The 21,890-nt window shown below is 72.1% G+C and carries 23 protein-coding genes; 14 read left to right on the top strand and 9 right to left on the bottom strand.

Annotated features, from left to right (window positions below; genetic code table 11):
* Positions 1-3 precede the first annotated feature (3 nt).
* From AB0H12_RS18845 to AB0H12_RS18835, 3 genes are all read left to right on the top strand, one after another.
* Positions 4-684, top strand: a complete 681-nt coding sequence (locus AB0H12_RS18845) for an acVLRF1 family peptidyl-tRNA hydrolase (protein WP_499624105.1) — start codon at positions 4-6, stop codon at positions 682-684.
* Between the two features lie 81 nt (positions 685-765).
* The gene (locus AB0H12_RS18840; RefSeq protein ID WP_499624104.1) at positions 766-1,173 is read left to right on the top strand and encodes a hypothetical protein; all 408 of its coding nucleotides are present in this window, start codon (positions 766-768) and stop codon (positions 1,171-1,173) included.
* A gap of 4 nt (positions 1,174-1,177) precedes the next feature.
* Positions 1,178-1,693 (top strand): SigE family RNA polymerase sigma factor, encoded by a 516-nt coding sequence (locus tag AB0H12_RS18835; RefSeq protein WP_499624103.1) that lies wholly within the window; start codon positions 1,178-1,180, stop codon positions 1,691-1,693.
* Between the two features lie 111 nt (positions 1,694-1,804).
* On the opposite strand, the gene AB0H12_RS18830 is transcribed toward AB0H12_RS18835, so the two are convergent.
* Both AB0H12_RS18830 and AB0H12_RS18825 read right to left on the bottom strand, forming a co-directional pair.
* Positions 1,805-2,092, bottom strand: a complete 288-nt coding sequence (locus AB0H12_RS18830; protein ID WP_499624102.1) for a hypothetical protein — start codon at positions 2,090-2,092, stop codon at positions 1,805-1,807.
* A gap of 271 nt (positions 2,093-2,363) precedes the next feature.
* A complete protein-coding gene (locus AB0H12_RS18825; protein ID WP_499624101.1) occupies positions 2,364-3,137 on the bottom strand; it encodes an SDR family oxidoreductase in 774 nt (257 codons plus the stop codon).
* 143 nt (positions 3,138-3,280) lie between these two features.
* On the opposite strand from AB0H12_RS18825, the gene AB0H12_RS18820 reads away from it, so the two are divergent.
* From AB0H12_RS18820 to AB0H12_RS18805, 4 genes are all read left to right on the top strand, one after another.
* Positions 3,281-4,909 (top strand): ABC-F family ATP-binding cassette domain-containing protein, encoded by a 1,629-nt coding sequence (locus tag AB0H12_RS18820; protein ID WP_499624099.1) that lies wholly within the window; start codon positions 3,281-3,283, stop codon positions 4,907-4,909.
* 177 nt (positions 4,910-5,086) lie between these two features.
* Positions 5,087-5,296, top strand: a complete 210-nt coding sequence (locus AB0H12_RS18815; RefSeq protein ID WP_015103570.1) for a helix-turn-helix domain-containing protein — start codon at positions 5,087-5,089, stop codon at positions 5,294-5,296.
* Positions 5,297-5,361: 65 nt separating this feature from the next.
* Positions 5,362-6,177, top strand: coding sequence for an enoyl-CoA hydratase/isomerase family protein (locus AB0H12_RS18810; protein ID WP_499624098.1), 816 nt, complete (start codon positions 5,362-5,364; stop codon positions 6,175-6,177).
* A 407-nt stretch (positions 6,178-6,584) separates the two neighbouring features.
* Positions 6,585-8,465, top strand: coding sequence for an ABC transporter ATP-binding protein (locus tag AB0H12_RS18805; protein ID WP_499624097.1), 1,881 nt, complete (start codon positions 6,585-6,587; stop codon positions 8,463-8,465).
* Between the two features lie 96 nt (positions 8,466-8,561).
* On the opposite strand, the gene AB0H12_RS18800 is transcribed toward AB0H12_RS18805, so the two are convergent.
* Positions 8,562-10,133, bottom strand: a complete 1,572-nt coding sequence (locus tag AB0H12_RS18800; RefSeq protein ID WP_499624096.1) for a penicillin-binding transpeptidase domain-containing protein — start codon at positions 10,131-10,133, stop codon at positions 8,562-8,564.
* 61 nt (positions 10,134-10,194) lie between these two features.
* On the bottom strand, positions 10,195-10,935 hold the full coding sequence (locus AB0H12_RS18795) for an SIS domain-containing protein (RefSeq protein WP_498784232.1): 741 nt from the start codon (positions 10,933-10,935) through the stop codon (positions 10,195-10,197).
* Between the two features lie 103 nt (positions 10,936-11,038).
* On the opposite strand from AB0H12_RS18795, the gene AB0H12_RS18790 reads away from it, so the two are divergent.
* On the top strand, positions 11,039-11,803 hold the full coding sequence (locus AB0H12_RS18790) for a DeoR/GlpR family DNA-binding transcription regulator (protein WP_499624095.1): 765 nt from the start codon (positions 11,039-11,041) through the stop codon (positions 11,801-11,803).
* A 121-nt stretch (positions 11,804-11,924) separates the two neighbouring features.
* Complete coding sequence (locus AB0H12_RS18785; protein ID WP_499624094.1) at positions 11,925-12,149, top strand: hypothetical protein; 225 nt, start codon at positions 11,925-11,927, stop codon at positions 12,147-12,149.
* Between the two features lie 130 nt (positions 12,150-12,279).
* Here the strand turns inward: AB0H12_RS18785 and AB0H12_RS18780 are convergent, their stop codons facing one another.
* Together AB0H12_RS18780 and AB0H12_RS18775 are read right to left on the bottom strand one after the other, a co-directional pair.
* Positions 12,280-14,412, bottom strand: coding sequence for a transglycosylase domain-containing protein (locus AB0H12_RS18780; RefSeq protein ID WP_499624093.1), 2,133 nt, complete (start codon positions 14,410-14,412; stop codon positions 12,280-12,282).
* A 134-nt stretch (positions 14,413-14,546) separates the two neighbouring features.
* Positions 14,547-14,936 carry a hypothetical protein gene (locus AB0H12_RS18775; protein WP_499624092.1) on the bottom strand — a complete coding sequence of 130 codons (390 nt, stop codon included), beginning with the start codon at positions 14,934-14,936 and terminating at the stop codon, positions 14,547-14,549.
* Positions 14,937-15,239: 303 nt separating this feature from the next.
* On the opposite strand from AB0H12_RS18775, the gene AB0H12_RS18770 reads away from it, so the two are divergent.
* Positions 15,240-16,058, top strand: a complete 819-nt coding sequence (locus AB0H12_RS18770; protein WP_499624091.1) for a lysozyme — start codon at positions 15,240-15,242, stop codon at positions 16,056-16,058.
* Positions 16,059-16,080: 22 nt separating this feature from the next.
* Positions 16,081-16,704: a DivIVA domain-containing protein gene (locus tag AB0H12_RS18765; protein WP_499624090.1), complete on the top strand. Its 624-nt coding sequence runs from the start codon at positions 16,081-16,083 to the stop codon at positions 16,702-16,704.
* A 22-nt stretch (positions 16,705-16,726) separates the two neighbouring features.
* On the opposite strand, the gene AB0H12_RS18760 is transcribed toward AB0H12_RS18765, so the two are convergent.
* From AB0H12_RS18760 to AB0H12_RS18750, 3 genes are read right to left on the bottom strand one after another with little or no spacing between them, the layout of a single operon-like run.
* Positions 16,727-17,293, bottom strand: a complete 567-nt coding sequence (locus tag AB0H12_RS18760) for a nucleotidyltransferase family protein (RefSeq protein WP_499624089.1) — start codon at positions 17,291-17,293, stop codon at positions 16,727-16,729.
* Positions 17,294-17,297: 4 nt separating this feature from the next.
* Positions 17,298-17,483, bottom strand: coding sequence for a helix-turn-helix domain-containing protein (locus AB0H12_RS18755; RefSeq protein WP_499624088.1), 186 nt, complete (start codon positions 17,481-17,483; stop codon positions 17,298-17,300).
* A gap of 37 nt (positions 17,484-17,520) precedes the next feature.
* Positions 17,521-18,363, bottom strand: coding sequence for an alpha/beta fold hydrolase (locus AB0H12_RS18750; RefSeq protein ID WP_499624087.1), 843 nt, complete (start codon positions 18,361-18,363; stop codon positions 17,521-17,523).
* Positions 18,364-18,585: 222 nt separating this feature from the next.
* Here AB0H12_RS18750 and AB0H12_RS18745 point away from each other — a divergent pair, with 222 nt between their 5' ends.
* The 3 genes from AB0H12_RS18745 to AB0H12_RS18735 all read left to right on the top strand — a co-directional run bounded on the left by AB0H12_RS18745 (position 18,586) and on the right by AB0H12_RS18735 (position 21,818).
* Positions 18,586-19,830 (top strand): class I SAM-dependent methyltransferase, encoded by a 1,245-nt coding sequence (locus tag AB0H12_RS18745; protein WP_499624124.1) that lies wholly within the window; start codon positions 18,586-18,588, stop codon positions 19,828-19,830.
* A 181-nt stretch (positions 19,831-20,011) separates the two neighbouring features.
* Positions 20,012-20,707 (top strand): RNA polymerase sigma factor ShbA, encoded by a 696-nt coding sequence (gene shbA / locus AB0H12_RS18740; protein WP_499624123.1) that lies wholly within the window; start codon positions 20,012-20,014, stop codon positions 20,705-20,707.
* 22 nt (positions 20,708-20,729) lie between these two features.
* The gene (locus AB0H12_RS18735; RefSeq protein WP_499624086.1) at positions 20,730-21,818 is read left to right on the top strand and encodes a PfkB family carbohydrate kinase; all 1,089 of its coding nucleotides are present in this window, start codon (positions 20,730-20,732) and stop codon (positions 21,816-21,818) included.
* Positions 21,819-21,890: the final 72 nt, after the last annotated feature.

Here is a 21,890-nt window from a genome sequence, read left to right as displayed (position 1 = left end):
GCCGTGACCAAGGTCCGCCCGGTCTCCGGCGGCGGCCGGGCGGTCGAGGTGCCGCCCGAACGCCTGGACGGGTGGTTCTCGCGGTTCGCCGCGCGCCACGGCGGGGTGGTCTCGACCTCCGTGACGCCTCGTCGTTGCCTGGTCACGGCGGTGGACGGGGCTACGGCCTCGGTGTCGGCCGCGTTCGGTGAATTCACCCCTCAGGGTGAGTCTGAAGGTCTGGTGCTGGACGCGTTGCTGGCGTATGCGCTGGTGTCGCGTCGGATCGGGCTGCTGCTGGTGCGGCTCGGCGGGCACAGCATCGGGGTGGCTCAGGACGGCGTCGTGGTGGTGTCGACCACGGACAGCCGTCAGGTGCACGGGCGCAACAAGGCGGGCGGGTGGTCGCAGCAGCGGTTCGCGCGGCGTCGGGAGGGACAGGCGCGGGTCGCGCTCCAGGCGGCGGCGGACGATGCGGTGAGGGTGTTGGCGCCTCGGCTCGGTGAGCTGGACGCGGTCGTGCTCGGTGGTGACCGTCAGGCGTTGGACACCCTGCGGGGTGACCCTCGGCTGGGCCAGGTGTTCGCGTTGGCGTCGCCGCGCGTGTTGGACGTGCCGGAGCCTCGGCGGGCGGTGCTGGACGAGGCCGCCGCGCGGGCGCGGGCGGTGGAGGTCGTGGTCCGGGAAAGTCCCGAGAACTCGTGACAACCCCGGCCGCACCCGACCGCATTGATAAGGGTGAGGGGGCGCCGAACCGCGGTGGCCTCACGAACCCGAGGAGCAGTCTTGCTGCGCAAACGACTCGTGCTGGCGGCAGGGGCCGTCGTGCTCGGCGGTATCGCCGTGGCCGGGACCGCGCTGGCGTCCGGCGGTGGCGACGAAGCGCCCGCGTCGACCACGACCAAGCCCCCCGCCACCTCGGTCAGCACGTCTCCGATCGCGACCTCGCCGACGTCGACCCCGCCGATCGAGACCACGCCGCAGTCGACGGTCACCCAGCCGCCGATCAGCACCAGCCCGGGGCCGTGGCCGACGACGACCACCCTGCGCCCGGAACCGACCTCGTCCCAGCCGCCGGTGACCACGACCGTGGTGACCACGTCGCCGGGCGCGTCGTTCCCGGTGACGACCACGACGACGAGGCCGCCGCAGCCGACGCCGCTGCCGACCTCGACGGCCACCACGAGGCGCTGACGGCGTGAGCTGGGACGCGGAGTTCACCCACTACTTCGACCGGTGTGCCGACTCGATGCGCTTCACCGCGTTCTTGTTGTGCGGCAACCACCACGAGGCCGAAGACGTGGTGCAGTCCGCGTTCCTCAAGCTCTACCTGGCCGGGCCGAAGCTGGTGCAGCGCGACGGGCTGGACGGCTACCTCCGGCAGATCGTGGTGCGCACGTTCCTGGCCGAGCGCCGCCGGGTGCGGTGGAAACGGGAGAAGCTCACCGACGCGATGCCGGAGGTGCCGGAGGCGGGGGAGTTGAGCGAGGACCGGCTGGTGGTGTGGCAGGCGTTGAGCGCCGTGCCCGCGAAGCAGCGGGCGACGCTCGTGCTGCGGTACTGGCACGACATGGGGGTGGAGGAGACGGCCGCGGCCCTCGGTTGCTCGGTGGGCACGGTGAAGAGCAACACGAGCCGCGGCCTCAAGGCGTTGAGGCAGAGGCTGGGACCGGAGTTCGGCGAGTTGTGGCAGGAGGTGTCGCGCGGTGCTTGAGGACGAGCTGAGGAAGACGTTCGAACAACTGAACATCAAGCCGCAGCCACGCACGTTCGGGGCAGTGGACATCGTCCACCGCGGCACCGCCGTCAAACGCCGTCGGCGCACCTACGCCGTGGCCGCGACCGGCACCGGCACCGCCGTGGTCGCGGTGGTGGTCGCCTTCGCCCTGAACCAGCCCCCGAGCCAGGACGACAACAGCCCGGCGGGCCCGCCGATCCCCACCACGAGCAGCCCGACCCGGCCCAGCCCCACGACCACGGACGGCGGCGCCTCGTCGTCGGAGCTCCCGGCGTCCACGACCCCCAACACCACCTCGACCAGACCCGGCTCCACCGTCACCACGACCAGCCCCAGCTCCACCGGGACGACGACGTTCCCAACAACGACGTCCACGACCACGAGAACCACGAGCCCCGGCACCACGGCCCAATCCACCGGCACCGAACCCCTGCGAACCACCCGCTGACCGCGATCCCCACGACCCACCGCCCGACCCCACCCGCCACGCGCCGCCCGGTCGTCGACCCACCCCACCCGCCGCCCCGTTGCCGGCCGACCCCACCACGCGCTGCTCCCACCACCCGCCGACACCAACGGCAGGGCTCGTCCGTCATGAGCCCCGCCGTCGTCCGCCTTCGACCAGTCGACCCGCCGTGCCGCCGCCCTACGCCAACGAGCCGGTGGCGAGCAGCCCGCCGTCCACGCGCACGGTCTCCCCGGTGATCCACTCGGCGGCGTCCGAAGCCAGGAACGCGACCAGCCGCGCGACGTCTTCCGGCGTCCCGAGCCGCTTCATCGGGTATCGGGCCGCCGCGTCCTCCTCACGTCCCGTGTACAGGGCCTCGGCGAACCGGGTCTTCACCACCGCCGGCGCGACCGCGTTCACCCGCACCTTCGGCCCCAGCTGCCACGCCAGCTCCTCCGTCAACCGGATCAGCGCCGCCTTGCTCGCCCCGTACGCCCCGATCACCCCCGTCGACCGGATCCCGCCCACCGACGCGATGTTCACCACCGCGCCGCCGTGCTCCTGCATCCACGCCTTCCACGCCAGCTGCACGAACCCGAGCGCGGCGACCACGTTGACGTCGAAGATCTTCCGCACCGCGTCGAGGTCCGCATCCATCAGAGCGCCGAACACGGGGTTGATGCCGGTGTTGTTCACGAGCACGTCCAGCCGCCCGAACCGCTCCACGGTCGACTCGACGGCCTGCGCGCGGTCGTCGGGGTTGCCCGCGTTCCCCGGCACCGCCAGCACGCGATCGGGTGACACACCCGCCGCGGTCGCCAGCGACTCGGCCGCCGCCGTGACCGCCTCCGCCTTGCGCGACGTGATCGCCACCGACGCGCCGCGCGACAGCAGCTCCAGCGCGATGCCGTGCCCGATACCCCGACTGGCGCCCGTGACCAGGGCCGCCCTGCCCGTGAAGTCCGAAGTCATACCGGGCAATGTATGCCGGTGGACACACACTGCTGATCCAGTGGCGCCCACCCCGTAGACTGGGGCTCGTGGTCATCCTGATCGAGTAGGTCCCGCGCCAGCCGCGCCGTTGACCTCGCATGACCACACACCCGGAGTAGAACTTGATCACCGCAACCGATCTCGAGTTGCGCGCGGGCTCGCGCATCCTGCTGTCCGACGCCACCCTTCGCGTCCAGGCGGGCGACCGCATCGGCCTCGTCGGCCGCAACGGCGCGGGCAAGACCACGTCGCTGCGCGTCCTCGCGGGCGAGGGCCAGCCGTACGCGGGCGAGATCCGCCGCGCCGGCGAGCTCGGCTACCTGCCGCAGGACCCGCGCGAGGGCGACCTGTCGGTCATCGCGAAGGACCGCGTGCTGTCCGCGCGCGGCCTGGACCAGCTGCTCCGCGACATGGAGAAGATGCAGTCCACGATGGCGGAGCTGGTCGACGACGCCGAGCTGCAGGCCGCCGTGCGCAAGTACGGCCGCCTCGAAGAGCGGTTCGCCGCCCTCGGCGGGTACGCGGCCGAGAGCGAAGCCGCCCGCATCTGCGCCAACCTCGGCCTGGCCGACCGCGTGCTCGCCCAGCCGCTGCGCACGCTGTCCGGCGGTCAACGCCGCCGCGTCGAGCTGGCCCGCATCCTGTTCGCCGCCTCCGAGGGCGGTGTCGGCACGAAGTCCAGCACGATCCTGCTCATCGACGAGCCGACGAACCACCTCGACGCCGACTCGATCGCGTGGCTGCGCGGGTTCCTCAAGTCGCACGAGGGCGGCCTGGTCGTGATCAGCCACGACGTCGAGCTGCTCGACGACGTGGTCAACAAGGTGTGGTTCCTCGACGCGACGCGCGGCGAGGTCGACATCTACAACATGGGCTGGAAGAAGTACCTCGAAGCGCGCGCCGCCGACGAGAAGCGTCGCCGGCGTGAGCGCGCGAACGCGGAGAAGAAGGCCGGCGCGCTCATGGCGCAGGCCGACAAGATGCGCGCGAAGGCCACCAAGGCGGTCGCCGCGCAGAACATGGCCCGCCGTGCCGAGAAGCTCCTGTCCGGCCTGGACGACACCCGCCAGGCGGACAAGGTCGCGAAGATCCGCTTCCCGCAGCCGGCGACGTGCGGCAGGACGCCGTTGACCGCGGAGGGCCTGAGCAAGTCGTACGGCTCGCTGGAGGTCTTCAGCGGCGTCGACCTGGCCATCGACCGCGGTTCACGCGTGGTCATCCTCGGGCTGAACGGCGCCGGCAAGACCACGTTGCTGCGGCTGATCGGCTCGATGGAACGCCCGGACAGCGGCGAGGTGATCGCCGGCCACGGCCTCAAGCTCGGGTACTTCGCCCAGGAGCACGAGACGCTCGACCACGAGGCCACGGTGTGGCAGAACATCCGCCACGCCGCGCCGGACACGCCGGAGCAGCAGCTGCGTTCGCTGCTGGGCACGTTCCTGTTCAGCGGTGAGCAGCTCGACCAGCCCGCCGGCACGCTGTCGGGCGGCGAGAAGACCCGGTTGGCGCTGGCCGGCCTGGTGTCGAGCGCGGCGAACGTGCTGCTGCTCGACGAGCCGACGAACAACCTCGACCCGGCCAGCCGCGAGCAGGTGCTCGACGCGCTGCGGCGGTACGAGGGCGCGGTCGTCCTGGTCACGCACGACCCCGGTGCGGTGGAGGCCCTTGAGCCCGAGCGGGTGATCCTGCTGCCCGACGGCACCGAGGACCACTGGTCCCAGGAGTACCTGGAGCTCGTGCAGTTGGCCTGAGGCAACGGGTTTCGCCTCTCTCACCCGAACGTGAGCACTGATCGACTCTGCGTGATCAGACGACCGCTCGCAGATCATTTCGCTTGATCACCTGGCGTTCTTGGTCTCCGTGTTCGATCATTGCGACGACAGGGGCTTTCGAAGGCCCGACCTGCTGTCTACGGAAGGCGGGACAAGGTGGCTGACCTGAAGAAGGGCGCCCGGATCACCGGCGCCACGCGGGACAAGCTGGCCGCTGACCTGAAGAAGAAGTACGAAAAGGGCGCGAGCATCCGGGCGTTGGCCGAGTCCACCGGGCGCTCCTACGGCTTCGTGCACCGGGTTCTCAGCGAGTCCGGTGTGCAGCTGCGCGGTCGCGGTGGCGCCACCCGCACGAAGAAGAAGTAAGCTACCCTCCGGTAACACATGGCGTCGGGGAGAGACGGCGTCTGACGAAACCCGGAGGTTCGCGCATGTCGGCACCGACCACCATCGACGCCGACCTGCTGGAACGCGGAGGCGTGCGGCTCGTCGTGGACGGATCGCGCGCGACGATCACGCTCGACCGTCCCGACGTGCTCAACGCACAGACGCCGTCGACCTGGGTGGCGTTGCGGACGATCGGTGAACAGCTGGGCCCGGACGTCCGCGTCGTGGTCGTCCGGGGTTCCGGTCGTGCCTTCTCCGCCGGGCTCGACCGGCGCATGTTCACGGGCGCCCCGGTGGAGGGCGAACCGGGTCTGCCGGAGATCACGCGACGGGGACCCGAAGCAGGCGCCGCGTTGATCGCGGAGTTCCAAGAGGGCTTCCGCTGGCTGCGCGACCCGGCTCGGGTGACGATCGCCGCGGTGCGCGGGCACGCGATCGGCGCGGGCTTCCAGCTCGCCCTGGCGTGCGACTTCCGCGTGGCCGCCGACGACGTCAAGTTCTGCATGGCCGAGACGTCGCTCGGCCTGGTGCCCGACCTCGGCGGCACGTTGCCCCTGGTGCGCCTGGTCGGGTACTCGCGCGCGGCCGAGATCTGCCTGACGGGACGGCGGGTCGGCGCCGAGGAGGCGTTGCGGATCGGTCTCGCGAACTCCGTCGTGCCCGTGGACGGGTTGGACGGTGCGGTCGACGCGTTGGTCGGCCAGGTGCTGCAGCCGATGCCCGGTGCCGTGCGGGAGGCGTTGGCGCTGCTGGCGTCGGCGGCGGACGGTGCGTCGGAGGAGGAGCAGTTGCGGGCCGAGCGTGAGGCGCAGCTGCGCCGACTCGCCGAACTGACCGCCCTGATCGGCGGCCAGGGCTGACGCGAGGCCGAACACGATCGGGTGAGATCGGGCCGAAAATGTACGGAAACACTGTTCTCGTACATCGGTTGATATGACCGAGCCCCGAACCAGCCCGCCTCGCTGCCACACCCCGCCTCGCCACCACCACCGCCGCCACCCCACCACCGCTGCCACGCTGCACGCCGCAGCCCTCGCTGCCACACTCCGGCCCGCTGCCAGCCTTGCCGGTGCCCAGCCTCGCCGGTGCCCAGCCTCGCCGGTGCCCAGCCGCGCCCGGCCGCAGCCGGAGCGTGTGCCGGGCCCTCGTTGCACCGCCCCCGTCATGACGGACTCCGCGGCCCCGCCTGGGTCGCAAACGCTTCCCCGACGTGAGTCGCCCCGCCCGAACGGGAACGTCGAGCGGGCTGGGGGCGTTACCGTCTGTCGTGGACGGATCCTGGGGTTTGATGCGCAGCGCGATGCGGGCGTCGGACGCGCCGACGGCGGTGCGGCGCGGGACGTTTCGGCGGGTGTTGGGGTTCGCCGGGCCGCACCGGGCGAAGTTGGTCGTGTTCCTGCTGCTCACGGTCGTGTCGGCGGTGCTCGCGGTCAGCACGCCGGTGTTGGCGGGACGCGTGGTGGACGCCATCGTCGGCGGTCGGGACGTGTCCGTCGTCGTCTGGTTGGCCGTGGTGATCGCCGTCATCGCGGTGGTGGACGCGGGACTCGGGCTGGTCGAGCGGTGGCAGTCGGCGCGGATCGGGGAAGGCCTCATCCACGACCTGCGGCGAGCCGTGTACGAGCACGTGCAGCGCATGCCCATCGCGTTCTTCACCCGAACGCGCACCGGCGCGTTGGTCAGCCGGCTGAACAACGACGTGATCGGCGCGCAGCGGGCGTTCACCTCGACGCTCTCCGGCGTCGTCACCAACGTCATCCAACTGGGGCTCTCCCTAGGCGTGATGTTCACCCTTTCGTGGCAGGTGACCGCGCTCGCCCTCGTGCTGCTGCCCGTCTTCGTGATCCCCGCACGGCGCATGGGCTACCGGATGGCGGACCTCCAACGCGAAGCCTCGACCCTGAACGCGGGCATGACCACCCAGATGACCGAGCGGTTCTCCGCACCGGGCGCGACGCTGGTGAAGCTGTTCGGCCGACCGGAGGCCGAGAGCGCCGAGTTCGGCGAACGGGCCGCGCGCGTCCGCGACATCGGCGTCCGCACGGCGATGGCGACCCGCTGGTTCATGACCGGCCTGACCCTGGTCTCCGCCCTCGCCCAAGCCCTGGTCTACGGCCTCGGCGGCTACCTCGCGCTGACCGGCGACCTGGCCGCGGGCACCGTCGTCTCGCTCGCGCTCCTGCTGACCCGCCTCTACTCGCCGCTCACCGCCCTCGCCAACGCGCGGGTCGACGTGATGACCGCACTCGTGTCGTTCGAACGCGTCTTCGAAGTCCTCGACCTCAAGCCGATGATCGCCGAACCGGACCAACCGCGCCGCGTGCCAGAGGGTCCGGTGTCCGTCGAGTTCGACGACGTCCGGTTCGCCTACCCGGCGGCGGACAAGGTCTCACTGGCCTCATTGGAATCAGTGGCCACATTGGACACACGCGGCGGTGAGGAGGTGTTGCACGGCATCAGCTTCCGCGCCGAGCCCGGTCAGCTCGTGGCGCTCGTCGGGTCGTCCGGCGCGGGCAAGTCGACCATCGCCTCACTCCTCCCGCGGCTCTACGACACCGACTCGGGCGCGGTCCGGCTGTCCGGTGTGGACGTGCGCGAGCTGGCGTTCGACTCGATCCGCAAGACCGTCGGCGTCGTCACCCAGGACGGTCACCTGTTCCACGACACGATCCGCGCGAACCTGGCCTACCCGCGACCGGAGGCGACCGAGGACGAGCTGTGGGACGCGTTGCGCCGCGCGCGCCTGGACCACCTCGTCGAATCACTGCCCGACGGCCTCGACACCGTGGTCGGCGAGCGCGGCTACCGGCTCTCCGGCGGCGAACGGCAGCGGCTCACCATCGCCCGGCTGCTGCTGGCCCGGCCACGCGTGGTCATCCTGGACGAGGCGACCGCGCACCTGGACTCCGAGTCGGAGGCCGCTGTGCAGGTCGCGCTGACCGAGGCGTTGCGCGGCCGGACGGCGGTGGTGATCGCGCACCGGCTGTCGACGATCCGCGCGGCCGACCAGATCCTGGTCGTGGAGGCCGGGCGCGTGGTGGAACGCGGCACGCACGCCGAACTCCTGGCGGCCGAGGGGCGCTACGCCGAGCTGTACCGCACGCAGTTCGACGAAGCGCCTGCCGCGGACCTGGAGACCGCCGTCTGACCAGGCGACGCCGTGACCACGCGCCGCCCCGGCACGCGTCGTGACCACGCGCCGCCCCGGCACGCGTCGTGACCACGCGCCGCCCGGAATGTGCCTCTAGAGCCCGCCGAGGAACGTGCCGGTGGCTGCCACCGCGACCTTGGACGAGCCGCCGTTCACCACCAGCACGGCGAACGCCAGGTCGCCCCGGTACCCGATGAACCAGCCGTGCGACCGCGTGCCGTCACCGAACTGGGCGGTGCCGGTCTTGCCGCGCACGGCCCCGTAGCCGGCCAGTTCGCGCGCCGTGCCGCTGGTGACGACCTCGCCCATCATCGAACGCAACGCGCCCGCCACCCCACCGGGCAACGCCGCCGGCGCCTGGCCCTCGGTCGGGATCTCCCGGATCAGCTGCGGCACGGGCGTGCGCCCGTTGGCGACCGTGGCCGCGACCAGCGCCATGCCGAACGGCGTCGCCTGCGTCTCGCCCTGGCCGATGCCCGCCTCCACCCTGGCCGGCACGGACTCGGCGGGCGGGATCTTGCCGGTGTTCGTGGTGATGCCCGCGACCGTGAAGTCCGACGCCAGCCCGAAGTACGCGGCGGCCTGGGGCAGCGCCGTCGCGGGCATGCTCGCCGCGAGCTGGCTGAAGCTGGTGTTGCACGACGCCGCGAACGCCCGGTGCAACGGCACCGTGCCCAGCTCGAACGAGTCGTCGTTGGTGATCTGCCGGGTGCCGATGGTCGCCTTGCCCGGGCACGCCACCGGCGTGTCGGCCGTCGCCAGGCCACCGGTCATCGCCGCCGTCGCCGTGACGACCTTGAACGTCGACCCCGGCTCGTAGCGGCCGTAGAGCGCGAGCGGGTCGTTCCCGGTGGCCGCGTTCTGCGCCACCGCCAGGATCTCGCCGGTCGACGGCTGGACCGCCACCAGCATCGCCTGCAGTCCGCCCACCTGGTCGACCGCGGCCTGCGCGGCTGCCTGCGTCTTCGGGTCCAGCGTGACCGTCATCGACCGCGCGGCCTGCGCCTTCTGCTCCTGCAGCACGGCGACCGCCGTGCCGGCCGCGTCCACGACGGCGACCTGCCACCCCGGCGTGCCCTTCAACGTGCCGACGGCCTGGCGCACCGAGTTCATCACCACCGGCGCGAAGTCCGGCGGCACCGGCCGACCCGTGCGGTCGAACAGCTCGCCGTCCGCGGGCGTCGTGGTGTAGGCCAGGCTCTGGCCCTCGGCGAGCTGCGGGTGCAGCACGGACGGCGACCAGTGCACGCGCCACCGGTCGTCCACCAGCCGCAGCTCGACCTTGGTCACGTACTTGAGCGGCACGCCGCCCGGCAACGTCCACGTGACGTTCGCGTCCACCTCGGCCGTCGTGACGCCGTCGGCGACCTGCGGCAGCCGGCCGAGCTGCGCCTGGAACGACGCGCCCGGCATGCCCTGCTGGGTGCGGGCGATCACCGCGCCGGCCGCGTCCGCCGCGTCGGTGACCGCCGCCGCCTGTCCCGCCTGGCCGGACGTCATCGCGGTGAAGAACTGCTGGGCGACGACGCCCGGAGTCACCCCTTCGGGTTTCTCCCTGGCCGCGGGCTCGTCGCCCGACCACAGCACCAGCACGCCCGCGACGATCGCCGTGACCGCCGCGGCGCCCCCACCTGCCAACACCCAGCGCTTCGTCCTCTTGTTCACGAATTCCCCCCTTGGCGTCCGGAGATTAACTCGGACGTGTGGAGAATTCGTGAAAGCCGACTCAGCCCAGCTGAGGCACCCGCGTCTGGTACTTGCGCAGCAGGTCGGCGTTGGCCGCGTCGCCGCCCTCGACGTTCGCGCTGCGCCACAGGGGCAGCGGCACGCCCGCCTCGGCGGCCTTGTCGAACAGGCGCACCATCAGCAGGTTCCACAGGAACGCGGTCGCGATCGTGGACACGGCGGCGGTGACGGGGTTCGCGAGGGGGTAGGTCGCGTCGCCGGGCGGCACCATGTTGTCGAGCACCACGGTGGCGTTCTCGGCGAGCGTGGTGCCCGCGCGGCGCGGTGCGAGCGCGCTCGCCGCGACCGACGTCACCGCGACCACGGGGCAGCCGGCGTCCGCCGCGAGCACGGCCAGTTCCACCGGGTAGGGGTTCACGCCGGAGGTGGAGAAGACGAACAGCACGTCGTGCGCGGCCAGGCCGGCTTCGCGCAGCACCTCGGCGGCGAGGCCGGAGCGGCGTTCGGCGGACGTGCTGCTCACCGCGCCGTGCATGGGCAGCAGTTCGGGGTGGTAGATCGGGCGGACGCAGGCGAGGCCGCCCGCGCGGTAGAACGTCTCGGCGACGGCGGCGAGGGAGTGGCCCGCGCCCGCCGTGAGCACCATGCCGTCCGCGCGGACGCTCGCCAGCACCAGTTCGGCCACGTCGTCCAAGGCCGCCGCGTTCTGCTGCTCCACCCTGGTGAGGTGGGTGCGCACGACGTCGCCGTAGTCGGTGTCGGTCACGGGCTCGGTCGTCATGCGATCCTCCAGTGGTCTATACCAAACGGCACCGGTGCCAAGTCCTACCGGATCGTCCCATCACCCGCCAGGGTGTTGACCACCGAACATTCCCGGTGTTCAAATGAACGTCATGGACGTGTCCTGGCGTCACGAGAAGATCCTCCACCGCTTGCAGGGCGGCGAGCGGGTGTCCGTCGGCATCCTGGCGGAACTGGTGGGCACGTCGGAGATGACGGTGCGGCGCGACCTCGACGTGCTGGAGCGGGAAGGGCTGCTCCGGCGCGTGCGCGGTGCGGCGGTGAGCATGTTGACGGGGGAGGAGACGCCTTATGCGGCACGGTCGCGGCACCGGTTGGAGGCGAAGCGGCGGATCGGTGGCGCGGTCGCCGGTCTGCTGGACGACGGCGAGACCGTGGTGCTCGACGGCGGCAGCACCACGGTGGAGGTGGCACGGCGGCTGATCGACCGGCGGCTGACCGTGCTGCCGCTGTCGTTGCACTCGGCGGACGAGCTGCGGGGTGCGGAGCAGGTGCGGATGGTGCTGCCGGGTGGCGACATCCGGCCCGGTGAGCTGGCGTTCGTCGGGCCGTTGACCGAGCACGCGTTCGAGGTGATGCGGTTCGACACGATGGTGCTCGGCAGCTGTGGGCTGAGCGCGCGCAACGGTGTGTCGGCGCACGACCTGGCCGAGGGTGCGGTGAAGAAGGCGGCGGTCGAGGCGTCGGCGCGGGTGATCGCGGCGATCGACAGCTCGAAGTTCGGGCGCACCGCGTTCGGGCGGGTGTGCCCGGTGGACGAGATCGACGTGCTGGTCACCGACTCCGACGCGCCGGAGGAGGAGGTGAGTCGGATTCGCGAGGCCGGGGTGGAGGTGAGGCTCGTCTGACGCTGACGCTGACGCTGACGCTGACGCTGACGCTGGGGTGCCCGTGCCGTGCCGCTGCGGAGCTGAGCGACGACGTGGGGTTTGACGTCGCTCGGCGCACCAGTGGGTTCTCGTAGTCGAGATGCTGCTCGTCGGCCAGTGGGTGGCGCGGTGGGGCAGCAGGCGGGTCGTGCCGGCGATGTTCGTCGGGTACGGGGTGGCGTCGCCGTTGCTGGGGCCGGCTCGGGAGCCGTGGGCGTTGTTCGTGGGACTGGCGGTGCAGGCGGGCTTCCGGGGTGGGGTCCGGGTGGTGGCGGTGGGGGGTGGGGTGGTTCGGCGCTCGGTCATATCAACCGAGGTGCGGTAACAGTGTTTCCGTACATTATCGGGCGATGATCACCCCGATAGAGTGACGGCGGGTGGCTGGGGCGGGTGGCTGGGGCGGGTGGCTGGGGCGGGTGGCTGGGGCGGGTGGCGATGGCGTGGGCGGCTCCGCGTCAGGGGCGAAGGTAGCGCGGTTCCACTGGGGGCAGGGGTTTCTCCGGCAGGGTGGCGTGGGCCTTGGTCATGAAGTCGAACCACGTCTTCGCGGGCAGGGTGCCGCCGTAGATGTCACCCTCACCGCACAAACGGGGCGGCCCGGCCTTCACGCAGATGCCGCGTGGCGACGTGCTGTCGTTGAACACCTGCACCGCCCCGGCGTAGTCGGCCGTCGCACCCAGGAACGCCGCGGACTTGTACTCCTCCGTCGTCCCGGTCTTCCCGAGCGCCGGTCGGGTCCACCCGAACTCCTTCGCCGCCGCGGCGGCCGTGCCGCGACCCTGGTCGTCCTCGCTCAGCCCCACCGCCAGCGCGTTCGCCAACGGTTCCTCCACGGCCTGCTCGCACGGCTGGTCGGCGTACCCCGCGTCCTTGCCGTGCCGGTCGGTGATCTTCATGATCGGGGTCGGCGGGCACCACACGCCGCCCGACATCAGGGTCGCCGCGACGTTCGCCAGTTCCAGCGTGCTGACCGGCGCCGGGCCGAGCGTGAACGACGCGTTCCCGGCCTTCTTGTAGAAGTCCGCCTGCGTCACCCGCAGCTCCTTCTGCTTCGACTTCGGGTCCGGCGGCACGCCCGCGATGTTCGTCATCAACGTGTCCCGCATCCCCAGCCGGTACGCCATGTCGACCACCGCGTCCAACCCGACCCGCTCCTCCAGGATCACGAACGCCGTGTTCGGCGAGGTCGCCAACGCCTCCTTCAACGGCATCCGGGGCGGGTAGCTGCCGTCGTGGTTGCGCAGGCAGTACCAGTACGTGAACGGCTCGCCGGTGCCCGGACACCCCGGCGCGCCACCGCGGAACACGCGCGAGCTGTGCGAACCGGGCGACTCGACGATGCTCTCGATCCCGAGCCCGCCCTTCTCCAACGCCGCCGCGGCCGTGAACACCTTGTACACCGACCCCGCGCCGAACTTGTTCTCCACCGCGCTCGGCAGGTCGAACTGCGTCTGGAACTGGTCCTTGTGCAGCCCGTAGTCCCGGTTGGCCGCCAGCGCCACCACCTGGTGCCGCTCCTTGCCCGGCCGCACGACCGCCGCCGTGTTCGCGATGCCCTCCGTCGTCTTCGGCACCTGCGCCTCGGCCGCCTGCTTGGCCTGCCGCGTGAGGTCGCGGTCCAGAGTGGTCTGGATCGTGTAGCCGCCGACCTTCAACTCGTTCAACGAATAGCCGTTGCGGGTCAGGTGGTTGACCACGAACGAGCAGTAGAACCCGAACTCCACCCCGGACCCGACGCACCCGGTCGACAGTGGACGGACCGGCGTGGCCAGGCCCAGCGGCGCGCGCTTGTGCACCTCGGCCTGCTCGTGCGACAGCTTGGCGTTCTCCACCATCAGGTCGATGACCATGTTCCGCCGCTCGACCGCCTTGTCCGGCCGGGCCTCCGGGTCGAGGAACGTCGGGCTGTTCACCATCCCGGCGAGCATCGCCGCCTGCGGCACGGTCAACACGTCCGGCGTGGTGTTGAAGTACGCCTGGGACGCCGCCGCGATCCCGTAGATCGTGCCGCCGAACGGGACCACGTCCAGGTACCGCGACAGGATCTCGTCCTTGCTGAGCTGGGACTCCACGTGCACCGCGATGCGCGCCTCGCGCAGCTTGCGGGCGATCGTCTGCTCCTGCGCCTTCTTCTGCCCGCTGACGTCCTCCCGCTCCAGCACGTGCACGAGGTGGTTCTTGACGTACTGCTGCGTGATCGTGGACGCGCCCTGCGTGGTGCTGCCCTCGGACTGGTTGCGCAGCGCGGCGCGCAGCGTGGCCAGCCAGTCGACGCCGTGGTGCTCGTAGAACCGGCGGTCCTCGGCGGACACCAGCGCGTCCTTCATCACCTGCGCGATCTTGTCCGGCGGCGTGAGCACGCGGTACTGGTCGTAGAGGTAGGCGAACGGGACGCCGTCCTTGTCCGTGATCGTCGTCATCAACGGAGGCGGCGAGTCCAGCATGTCGACCGTGGTGGCCGCGACGTGGTCGCTCATCCGGTTGGACACCAGACCGACGGCGCCGACGACCGGGATCGCCATCCCGGCGAGCAGCAACCCGGCCACCAGGCAGAGGCCGATGAGTTTCGCGAGGGACGCGGTGCGCATGACTGGGGAGTTACGCTCGGACGGGCGGCGGAAACGCCGTCGAGTCGGGTTCACCGCAACGTACGGACAATGGCGGTCCGACGTTTAACCCGGCATTGTTCACCCGTTCGTGGACGTTTCTACTCAGGGTTGTGCTACGCGGCGTCGGGGTGGACGTCGGTACGGGTGAAGGCGGCGCTGGCGAGGTCGGCCGCGTGCCGCATCGCGGCGGCGTGCAGCGCGGTCAGCGACAACGCGTCGGCCTGTGCCCCGGGATCGCCCTCGGCGGGCTCCAGCCTCGACTCGGCGGTCACGTAGACGACGCACTCGGCGGCCACGCTCAGCCGCCGCGCGAGGAACGCCACGGCCCTCATCAGCCGTTCCGCCTCGGCCTCGGTGATCGGCACGACCCGCGGCGGGTCCGCGTCGACGTCCTCGTCGACCTGCTGCCGACTGGCCCGGACCGCGAGGCCGCGGTCCCACAGGCCGGCCGCCTCGTGCAGTGACTCGATGAACGGCTCCCAATCCACTGGGGTCGAGGTCATGGTTCTCACCTTCCGTGCGTCGCGCTCACCGGGTGAGTGCCCTCGGAAGTGGCACTTCATGCCGGCTTTCCCCAGCGGTCGAGGAATTGATCGTCACCCACGCACACCAATTGATCACGCGGCGTGCCGCGAAAGACGGCTTCTGTCATTCGTTCAGGTGGAAACAACATCTTCAGGTTGTCCTGGCACGAGTGGTGGTAGCCGTTCGAGCAGAAAACCACGGCCGCGAGTCGGCGCCGAGCCGCCGCGAGTCGCCCAGTCGAGCACGGCTCCGCCGAGGCGGGGTGACGGGGAGGAAGTCCAATGCCGGCGCGATCCCACGAGTGGCCGTCCCGCACGACCGCGTCGGCGGTGGTGCTCCTCTGCCTCGCCGCCCTGCACGTGCCGGCCACGGGGGCCGAGCCGCGCACCGAGGGGTCCGCCGACCACGCCGCGGGCTCGCAGATCGCCAAGCACGAGGCCGCGAACCCGGTCGACGCGGACGAGCTCGTGCTCACCGGCCCGACGGTCCCCGGCATGGACGTGAGCAGCCACCAGGGCGACGTCGACTGGCCGCACTGGTGGGGCCAGGGGATGCGGTTCGCCTACGTCAAGGCCACCGAGGGCACCGGTTACGTCAACCCGAAGTACGGCCAGCAGTACGGCGGCTCGCACCAGGTGGGCATGGTCCGCGGCGCGTACCACTTCGCGCTGCCCGACAAGTCCGACGGCGCGGCGCAGGCGAACTACTTCGTCGACCACGGCGGCGGCTGGGTCGCCGACGGCAGCACGCTGCCCGGCGCCCTCGACGTCGAGTACAACCCGTACGGCGACGACAAGTGCTACGGCCTCGCGCCCGAGGCGATGGTCGGGTGGATGCGCCAGTTCAGCGAGACCTACCACTTCCGCACCGGCCGCTGGCCGATGATCTACACGTCCACCACGTGGTGGGACCTGTGCACGGGCCGCCTCGGTGACTTCACCGCGACGAACCCGGTGTGGGTGGCCCGCTACGCCGAGAGCGTGGGCCCGCTGCCGCACCGCTGGTCGGCGCACACGATCTGGCAGCACACGTCGACCCCGATCGACCAGAACCTGTTCAACGGCACCATGGACGACCTCGTGGCGCTGGCCCGGGGCTGAGTCGTCCGGAACGGCGGCAGCCATGCACATCGACAAGTCCCAGGGCACGCCCTTCCCCGTGCGGTGGCGCGGCTACGACCGGCGACAAGTGGACGAGGAGCTGATCCGCACGCGGTGGGAGCTGGCCCGCCTGCGGGAGGAGCTGGAGGTGCTGCGGACGGACCGGGACGGCGCCGTGGCCACCGCCGACGACCTGATGCGGGAGCTGGAGGACGCGCGCAGCGAGCTCGGCGAGTACCGGGTGCTGCACGCGGGTTACGCGAAGGACAACGCCGTGTCCGGCTGCATCCGCTACCTGATGCACGTGGCCAGGCAGAAGGCGGACGCCTTCGAGACCGACGCGCGGGAGCGCAGCGAGCAGATGCTCAAGCGGGCCGAGGAGGTGGCGCGGCAGCAGGCCGTGCTGCTCGACGAGACCGAGCAGGAGACGCAGCGGCGGCTCGCCGAGGCCGAGCAGCGGGCCCGCGAGATCGTGCAGCAGGCGACCGCGGAGGCACGCGCCCTGCTCGCCGGCCACGGGGACGGGCCGGACCGGTGGACCGCGGACACCCAGCCGCCGCTGGACGTGCCGATGCCGCGCATCATCTCCGGCCCGCTGCCCGTCGTGCAGCCGGACGCCGAGGAGCAACGCCCGACGTCGGCGTGAGCACCTCGGCACCACACGCGCCTCACCGGGGCAGGTCCCGCGGGTGATCCACGTCGTCGCCGTCCGCCACGTCGCCGCACGGCACGTCCAGCGCACCGCGCGCCCGCAGGTAGTCCCGCGCGCCCGCGTCACCGACCGCCGAGGCGGCCACCCCCGCCCAGTGCTCCGAGCCGATCAGCACGGGGTGGCCGGGCGCGCCGTCGTACGAGGCACGCGCCAGCGCCGCCGGCGACGCCAACGCCCGCAGGCGCTCGACCGCCGCCGCCGTGACGCCGGGCGTGTCCACCGGCAGCACGACCACCGCGTCCACGACCGCACCGGTCAGCGCGGCCAGCCCGGCGCGCAGCGACGAGCCCATGCCGGTGGCCCAGTCGGGGTTGTCCACCACGACGCAGCCGTCCAGCGCCGCCCGCGCGCGCACCGACGACGCCGAGGCGCCGAGCACCACGACGACCGGCGCGCACCCGGCGTCCCGCAGCACCGCGGCGGCCCGGTCGACCCACAGCACGCCGCCGTGCGACACCAGCGCCTTGGGCCCGCCGAACCGCCGCCCGGCGCCCGCGGCGAGCAGCAACCCCGCGACCGGCATGCGGTCACACTAGGGCCTGGTGCCCCCTCAACTCCGCCCGGCTGGCCACCGCCAGCTTGCGGTAGACCCTGGTCAGGTGCTGTTCCACCGTGCTCACGGTGATGTGCAACCGCAGCGCGATCGCCCGGTTGCTGTGGCCACACGCGGCGAGGGTCGCGACCCTGCGCTCCGAGTAGGTCAACTCCGTCATACGCGAGAACACGTGCGGCACCGCGGCAGCGGTTCAATCAGGACGAGAGATGCTCCAAAAGGAGTGCCGTCAACGCCTCCGGCGCCTCCTCCGGCACCCAGTGCGACACGTCCTCCAGCATCTCGAACCGGTACGGGCCGGTGACCCAGTCGCCGGTGCTCAACGCCGCCGTCGACCCGAACGCCACGTCCTCCGTGCTCCACACGTACATCGTGGGCACGGACACCTTCCCGGCCTTGCCCGGACGGCCGGCGCGGTACCAGTTCAGCGCGGCCGTCAGCGCGCCCGGCTCGGACAGCCGCCGCACGTACTCGGCCACCCGGCTCGGCGGCACCCGCCACTCGAACATCTGCCGCAGCGCCGCGCCGTCGTCGGCCAGCATCCGCCGCTCGGTGTCGCTGCTGCGCCAGTCCGTCATGTACCCGGACCGCAGGTGCTGGTCCTCGTCGGTGCGCAGGGCCTCGGCGAACGCGCCGGGGTGCGGCGTGGACACCACCGCCAGCTTCCGCAGCCGTTCGGGGTGCTCGGCCGCGGTCCACCACGCCACCGCGCCGCCCCAGTCGTGGCCGACCAGGTCGAACACCGACCAGCCGAACGAGTCCGCCACCGCCAGCACGTCGCCGACCAGCGCGTCGACGCCGTACTCGGTCGCGCGCTCGGGCCGCACGCCGGGGGAGTAGCCGCGCTGGTCGAACGCCACCGCGCGGAAACCCTCGCGGCCGAGCACCGCCACCTGGTGCTCCCACTCGACGGCGGCCTCCGGGAAGCCGTGCAGCAGCAACACCGGCCGGCCGTCCTCGGGGCCCGCCGCGATCGCGTCGAAGTCGCCTTCGTCGGTCCGCACGCTCAGCTGTTCGATCACGGTGATCTTCAGTCCCATCCCTCGACCGGTCCACGTGTTCCGGGGCGCATTCTCGCGCGCGGTGGCAGGCCGAAGTCGCGGCGGGCCGCCGCTTCGGCATCGACTTGCCCGCGCCATCGGCGGTGCCACCATGAAAGGGCGCCGGCGACGCGTGAGCCGGCGCCACGACCCGTCCGACGGCCGCTGGGGATCCACGGCGTTGTGGGCACCGCGCGCCGGCAGTCCCAGGAGTGGCCGATGATGCCCGGAACCCGCCGTCGTCCCGTCGACCTGCCCCGCCCCGGCCAGGGCGTCTGGCCCGGCCTGTGGAGCCCGCCCCGGTCCGTCGTGCGGGCCCGGATCGCCGAGTCCCTGTTCCGCCGCGCCGTGCGCGCGTTGCCGGTGCGCGTGGTCCTGCCCGGCGGGCACGTGCTCGGGGCGGGCGGTCCGGGCGCGCCCGACATGCGCGTGCACCGGCCCGAGGCGTTCTTCCGCCGGCTCGGCGTGGACGTCAAGATCGGGTTCGGCGAGGCGTACATGGTCGGCGACTGGACGTCCACCGCGCTCGCCGAGCTGCTGACCGCGTTCGCGGCGAAGCTGACCACCCTGGTCCCGCCGGTGCTGCAGCCGCTGCGCCGCTGGGTCGAACGCCGCCACCCCGCCTCCGACGGCAACGACGTGGTCAACGCGCGGCAGAACGTCCACCGGCACTACGACCTGTCCAACGACCTGTTCCAGGTGTTCCTGGACGACACGATGACCTACTCGTCGGCCTGGTTCGACGGCTCCGGCGGCTCGCTGTCCGACGCCCAGCTGCGCAAGATCGACGGCGTGCTGGACTACGCGGGCGTGCGCGCGGGCAGCCGGGTGCTGGAGATCGGCACGGGCTGGGGCGCGTTGGCCGTCCGGGCCGCCCACCGCGGCGCGACCGTGACCTCCCTGACCCTCTCCGCCGAGCAACGCGCGCTGGCCGTGCGGCGGGCGGAGGAGGCCGGTGTCGGCGACCGCGTCACCGTCCACCTGCGCGACTACCGGGAGGAGCGCGGCCGGTACGACGCCGTGGTGTCGGTCGAGATGATCGAGGCCGTCGGCGCGGAGTACTGGCCCGCCTACTTCGCCGCGGTCGACCGGGCGCTGGCGCCCGGCGGCCGGTTCGGGCTCCAGTCCATCACCATGCCGCACGACCGGATGCTCGCGAGCGCGTCCAGCTACACCTGGATGCACAAGTACATCTTCCCCGGCGGCCTGATCCCGTCCGTCCGGGCGATCGAGGACAACGTGCGCGCGCACACCGCGATGAGGGTGGTCGACAGCCGCGAGTTCGGCCACGACTACGCCGAGACCCTGCGCCGGTGGCGGGAGCGGTTCCTGTCCCGGTGGGCCGACGTCGCCTCGCTCGGCTTCGACGACACGTTCCGGCGGATGTGGGAGTTCTACCTGGCCTACTCCGAAGCGGGCTTCCGGGTGGGCTACTTGGGTGTCCGCCAGTTCGCCGCGGTGAAGTAGCGGACCCCTGTCACTGGGCCGAACGGCTCGTCCGCCGTCACGGTCGGGTGCCGCCACGACCACGCTGCGTCGGATCGTGGTCGGCTTTGGCCTGTGCCGTATCAGGAGCCCCGCTGCGTGCTCCTCATCAGTGAGCCGGGATGGCCGGAGGTCCGACAATGGGTGAGGAGGTCGCCGGATGGTGCAGCGAACGTCCGTGCGGGCCGACGTCGAGGTGGGGGTCGGCGCGGTCCGCTACGCCGCTGACGTGCCCGGTCGTCCCGAGGTCAGGCTGGTCGTCGGCGAGGGGCCGCGACAGGTGACCGCCCAGTGGCTGGCGGAGGCCGAGCTGTCCGAACTGGTCGACGAGGCGCTGCTCGGGGAGCCGCGCTCGATCGCCCAGCTCCTGGCGCGCATCCAGCCGCTGGTGCTGCGCTACTGCCGGGCCAGGGTCGGGTCGAGGGAGCGCACGCTCGTCTCGGCCGAGGACATCGCCCAGGAGGTCTGCCTGGCCGTGGTGTCGGCGCTGGGCACGTACCGCTACGAGCCGGGCTCGTTCCTGGCCTTCGTGTACGGGATCGCCGCGCACAAGGTGGCCGACGCGCGAAGACGTGCGGTGCGCAGCCGGGCCGAGGTCGTGCCCGAGCTGCCGGACACGCCGACCCTGGAGGCCGGCCCGGAGCAGCGGGCCGTGACCGGCGAGCTGATCGGCCACGTCGCGCAGCTGCTGCAGAGGCTGCCGGAACGGCAGCGCGAGATCCTGGTGCTCAGGGTCGCGGTGGGGCTGTCGGCGGAGGAGACGGCGGCGGCCGTCGGCTCGACCGCGGGAGCGGTGCGCGTCGCGCAGCACCGTGCGCTGGCCCGAATGCGCGAGATGTTCGCGGCTGTCGACGGGTGACCCGGCCTGGCATCGTTGGGTCATGGCCGCCACGCCTCCGCTCGTGCCACCGCTCGTGCCGCCGTCGGACCCGTCGGCTTCATCGCCCGCCGCGGCGTTCGACGTGCTGCTGTCCGGGACGGTGTTCCTGGACATCATCTTCACCGGCCTGCCCCGGCCGCCCGCGCCGGGCACCGAGGTCTGGGCCGAAGGCCTCGGCTCGTGCCCCGGCGGCATCGCCAACCTCGCCGTGGCGCTGAGCAGGCTGCAACTGCGGACCGCGCTGTCCGCCGCGTTCGGCGAGGACGTCTACGGCGACTTCTGCTGGGAGGTCCTGGCCGAGCAGGAGGGCGTCGACCTCACCTACTGCCGCCGGTACTACGGCTGGCACTCGCCGGTGACCGTCTCGATGGCGATGGACCGCGACCGGTCGATGGTGACGCACGGCCACCGGCCGCCGGTGTCGGCCGACGAGATCCTGAACCCGCCGCCGCGGACGCGGGCGTGCTTCGTGCACGTGGGCGCCGAGGACGAGCGGTGGGTGGCGCAGTCGAAGGAGCAGGGGGCGCTGCTGTTCGCCGACATCGGGTGGGACCGCACCGAGCTGTGGGCGCCCGAGCTGCTGCGGCGGCTGGAGCAGTACGACGTGTTCCTGCCCAACGACGCCGAGGCCCAGCGGTACACGCGGTGCGACACGCCTGAGCGCGCGGCGATGGCGTTGGCCGAGCACGTGCCCGTGGTGGTGGTGACGCGGGGCGGCGGTGGCGCGGTGGCGGTCGACTCGGCCACCGGGGAGGTGGTGGACGTGCCGGGGCTGAACGTCGCACCGCTGGACTCCACCGGCGCGGGCGACGTGTTCGGCGCCGGGTTCGTGCTCGGGACGCTGTCGGGCTGGCCGCTGGCGGACCGGGTGCGGTTCGCGAACCTGTGCGCGGCGCTGTCGGTGCAGCACTTCGGCGGGTCGCTGTCGGCGCCGGGGTGGGTGGACATCGCCACGTGGTGGCGGACGGTGTCGCGGCGGCCGGACGAGGAGCTCAAGGGGTACGGGTTCCTGGAGGACGTGCTGCCGAACCACGCGGGGGTCGAGGTCCGGCGGGCGAGCGCGACGATCCGCCTGCGCGCCTCCGACTGAGCGCCCCGGGCTCGACGCCCCGGACTGAGCGCCTCCACCCAGCCGCTGCCGCCCGGTACCCGCCGCCGACGC

This window comes from Actinosynnema sp. NPDC023794 (assembly GCF_040639675.1).
GTDB classification, from domain to species: domain Bacteria; phylum Actinomycetota; class Actinomycetes; order Mycobacteriales; family Pseudonocardiaceae; genus Actinosynnema; species Actinosynnema luteola.
The sequence above is the reverse complement of the archived record's forward strand: the minus strand, read 5'-3'. Positions and strand labels throughout refer to the sequence as shown.

Bases quoted from the DNA above. Each gene is read 5' to 3' on its own strand.
- AB0H12_RS18825 (WP_499624101.1), bottom strand. From the start codon at position 3,137: ATGACTTCGGACTTCACGGGCAGGGCGGCCCTGGTCACGGGCGCCAGT.
- AB0H12_RS18810 (WP_499624098.1), top strand. From the start codon at position 5,362: ATGTCGGCACCGACCACCATCGACGCCGACCTGCTGGAACGCGGAGGC.
- AB0H12_RS18795 (WP_498784232.1), bottom strand. From the start codon at position 10,935: ATGACGACCGAGCCCGTGACCGACACCGACTACGGCGACGTCGTGCGC.
- AB0H12_RS18790 (WP_499624095.1), top strand. From the start codon at position 11,039: ATGAACGTCATGGACGTGTCCTGGCGTCACGAGAAGATCCTCCACCGC.
- AB0H12_RS18785 (WP_499624094.1), top strand. From the start codon at position 11,925: ATGCTGCTCGTCGGCCAGTGGGTGGCGCGGTGGGGCAGCAGGCGGGTC.
- AB0H12_RS18780 (WP_499624093.1), bottom strand. From the start codon at position 14,412: ATGCGCACCGCGTCCCTCGCGAAACTCATCGGCCTCTGCCTGGTGGCC.
- AB0H12_RS18775 (WP_499624092.1), bottom strand. From the start codon at position 14,936: ATGACCTCGACCCCAGTGGATTGGGAGCCGTTCATCGAGTCACTGCAC.
- AB0H12_RS18770 (WP_499624091.1), top strand. From the start codon at position 15,240: ATGCCGGCGCGATCCCACGAGTGGCCGTCCCGCACGACCGCGTCGGCG.
- AB0H12_RS18765 (WP_499624090.1), top strand. From the start codon at position 16,081: ATGCACATCGACAAGTCCCAGGGCACGCCCTTCCCCGTGCGGTGGCGC.
- AB0H12_RS18760 (WP_499624089.1), bottom strand. From the start codon at position 17,293: ATGCCGGTCGCGGGGTTGCTGCTCGCCGCGGGCGCCGGGCGGCGGTTC.
- AB0H12_RS18755 (WP_499624088.1), bottom strand. From the start codon at position 17,483: ATGACGGAGTTGACCTACTCGGAGCGCAGGGTCGCGACCCTCGCCGCG.
- AB0H12_RS18750 (WP_499624087.1), bottom strand. From the start codon at position 18,363: ATGGGACTGAAGATCACCGTGATCGAACAGCTGAGCGTGCGGACCGAC.
- AB0H12_RS18745 (WP_499624124.1), top strand. From the start codon at position 18,586: ATGCCCGGAACCCGCCGTCGTCCCGTCGACCTGCCCCGCCCCGGCCAG.
- AB0H12_RS18735 (WP_499624086.1), top strand. From the start codon at position 20,730: ATGGCCGCCACGCCTCCGCTCGTGCCACCGCTCGTGCCGCCGTCGGAC.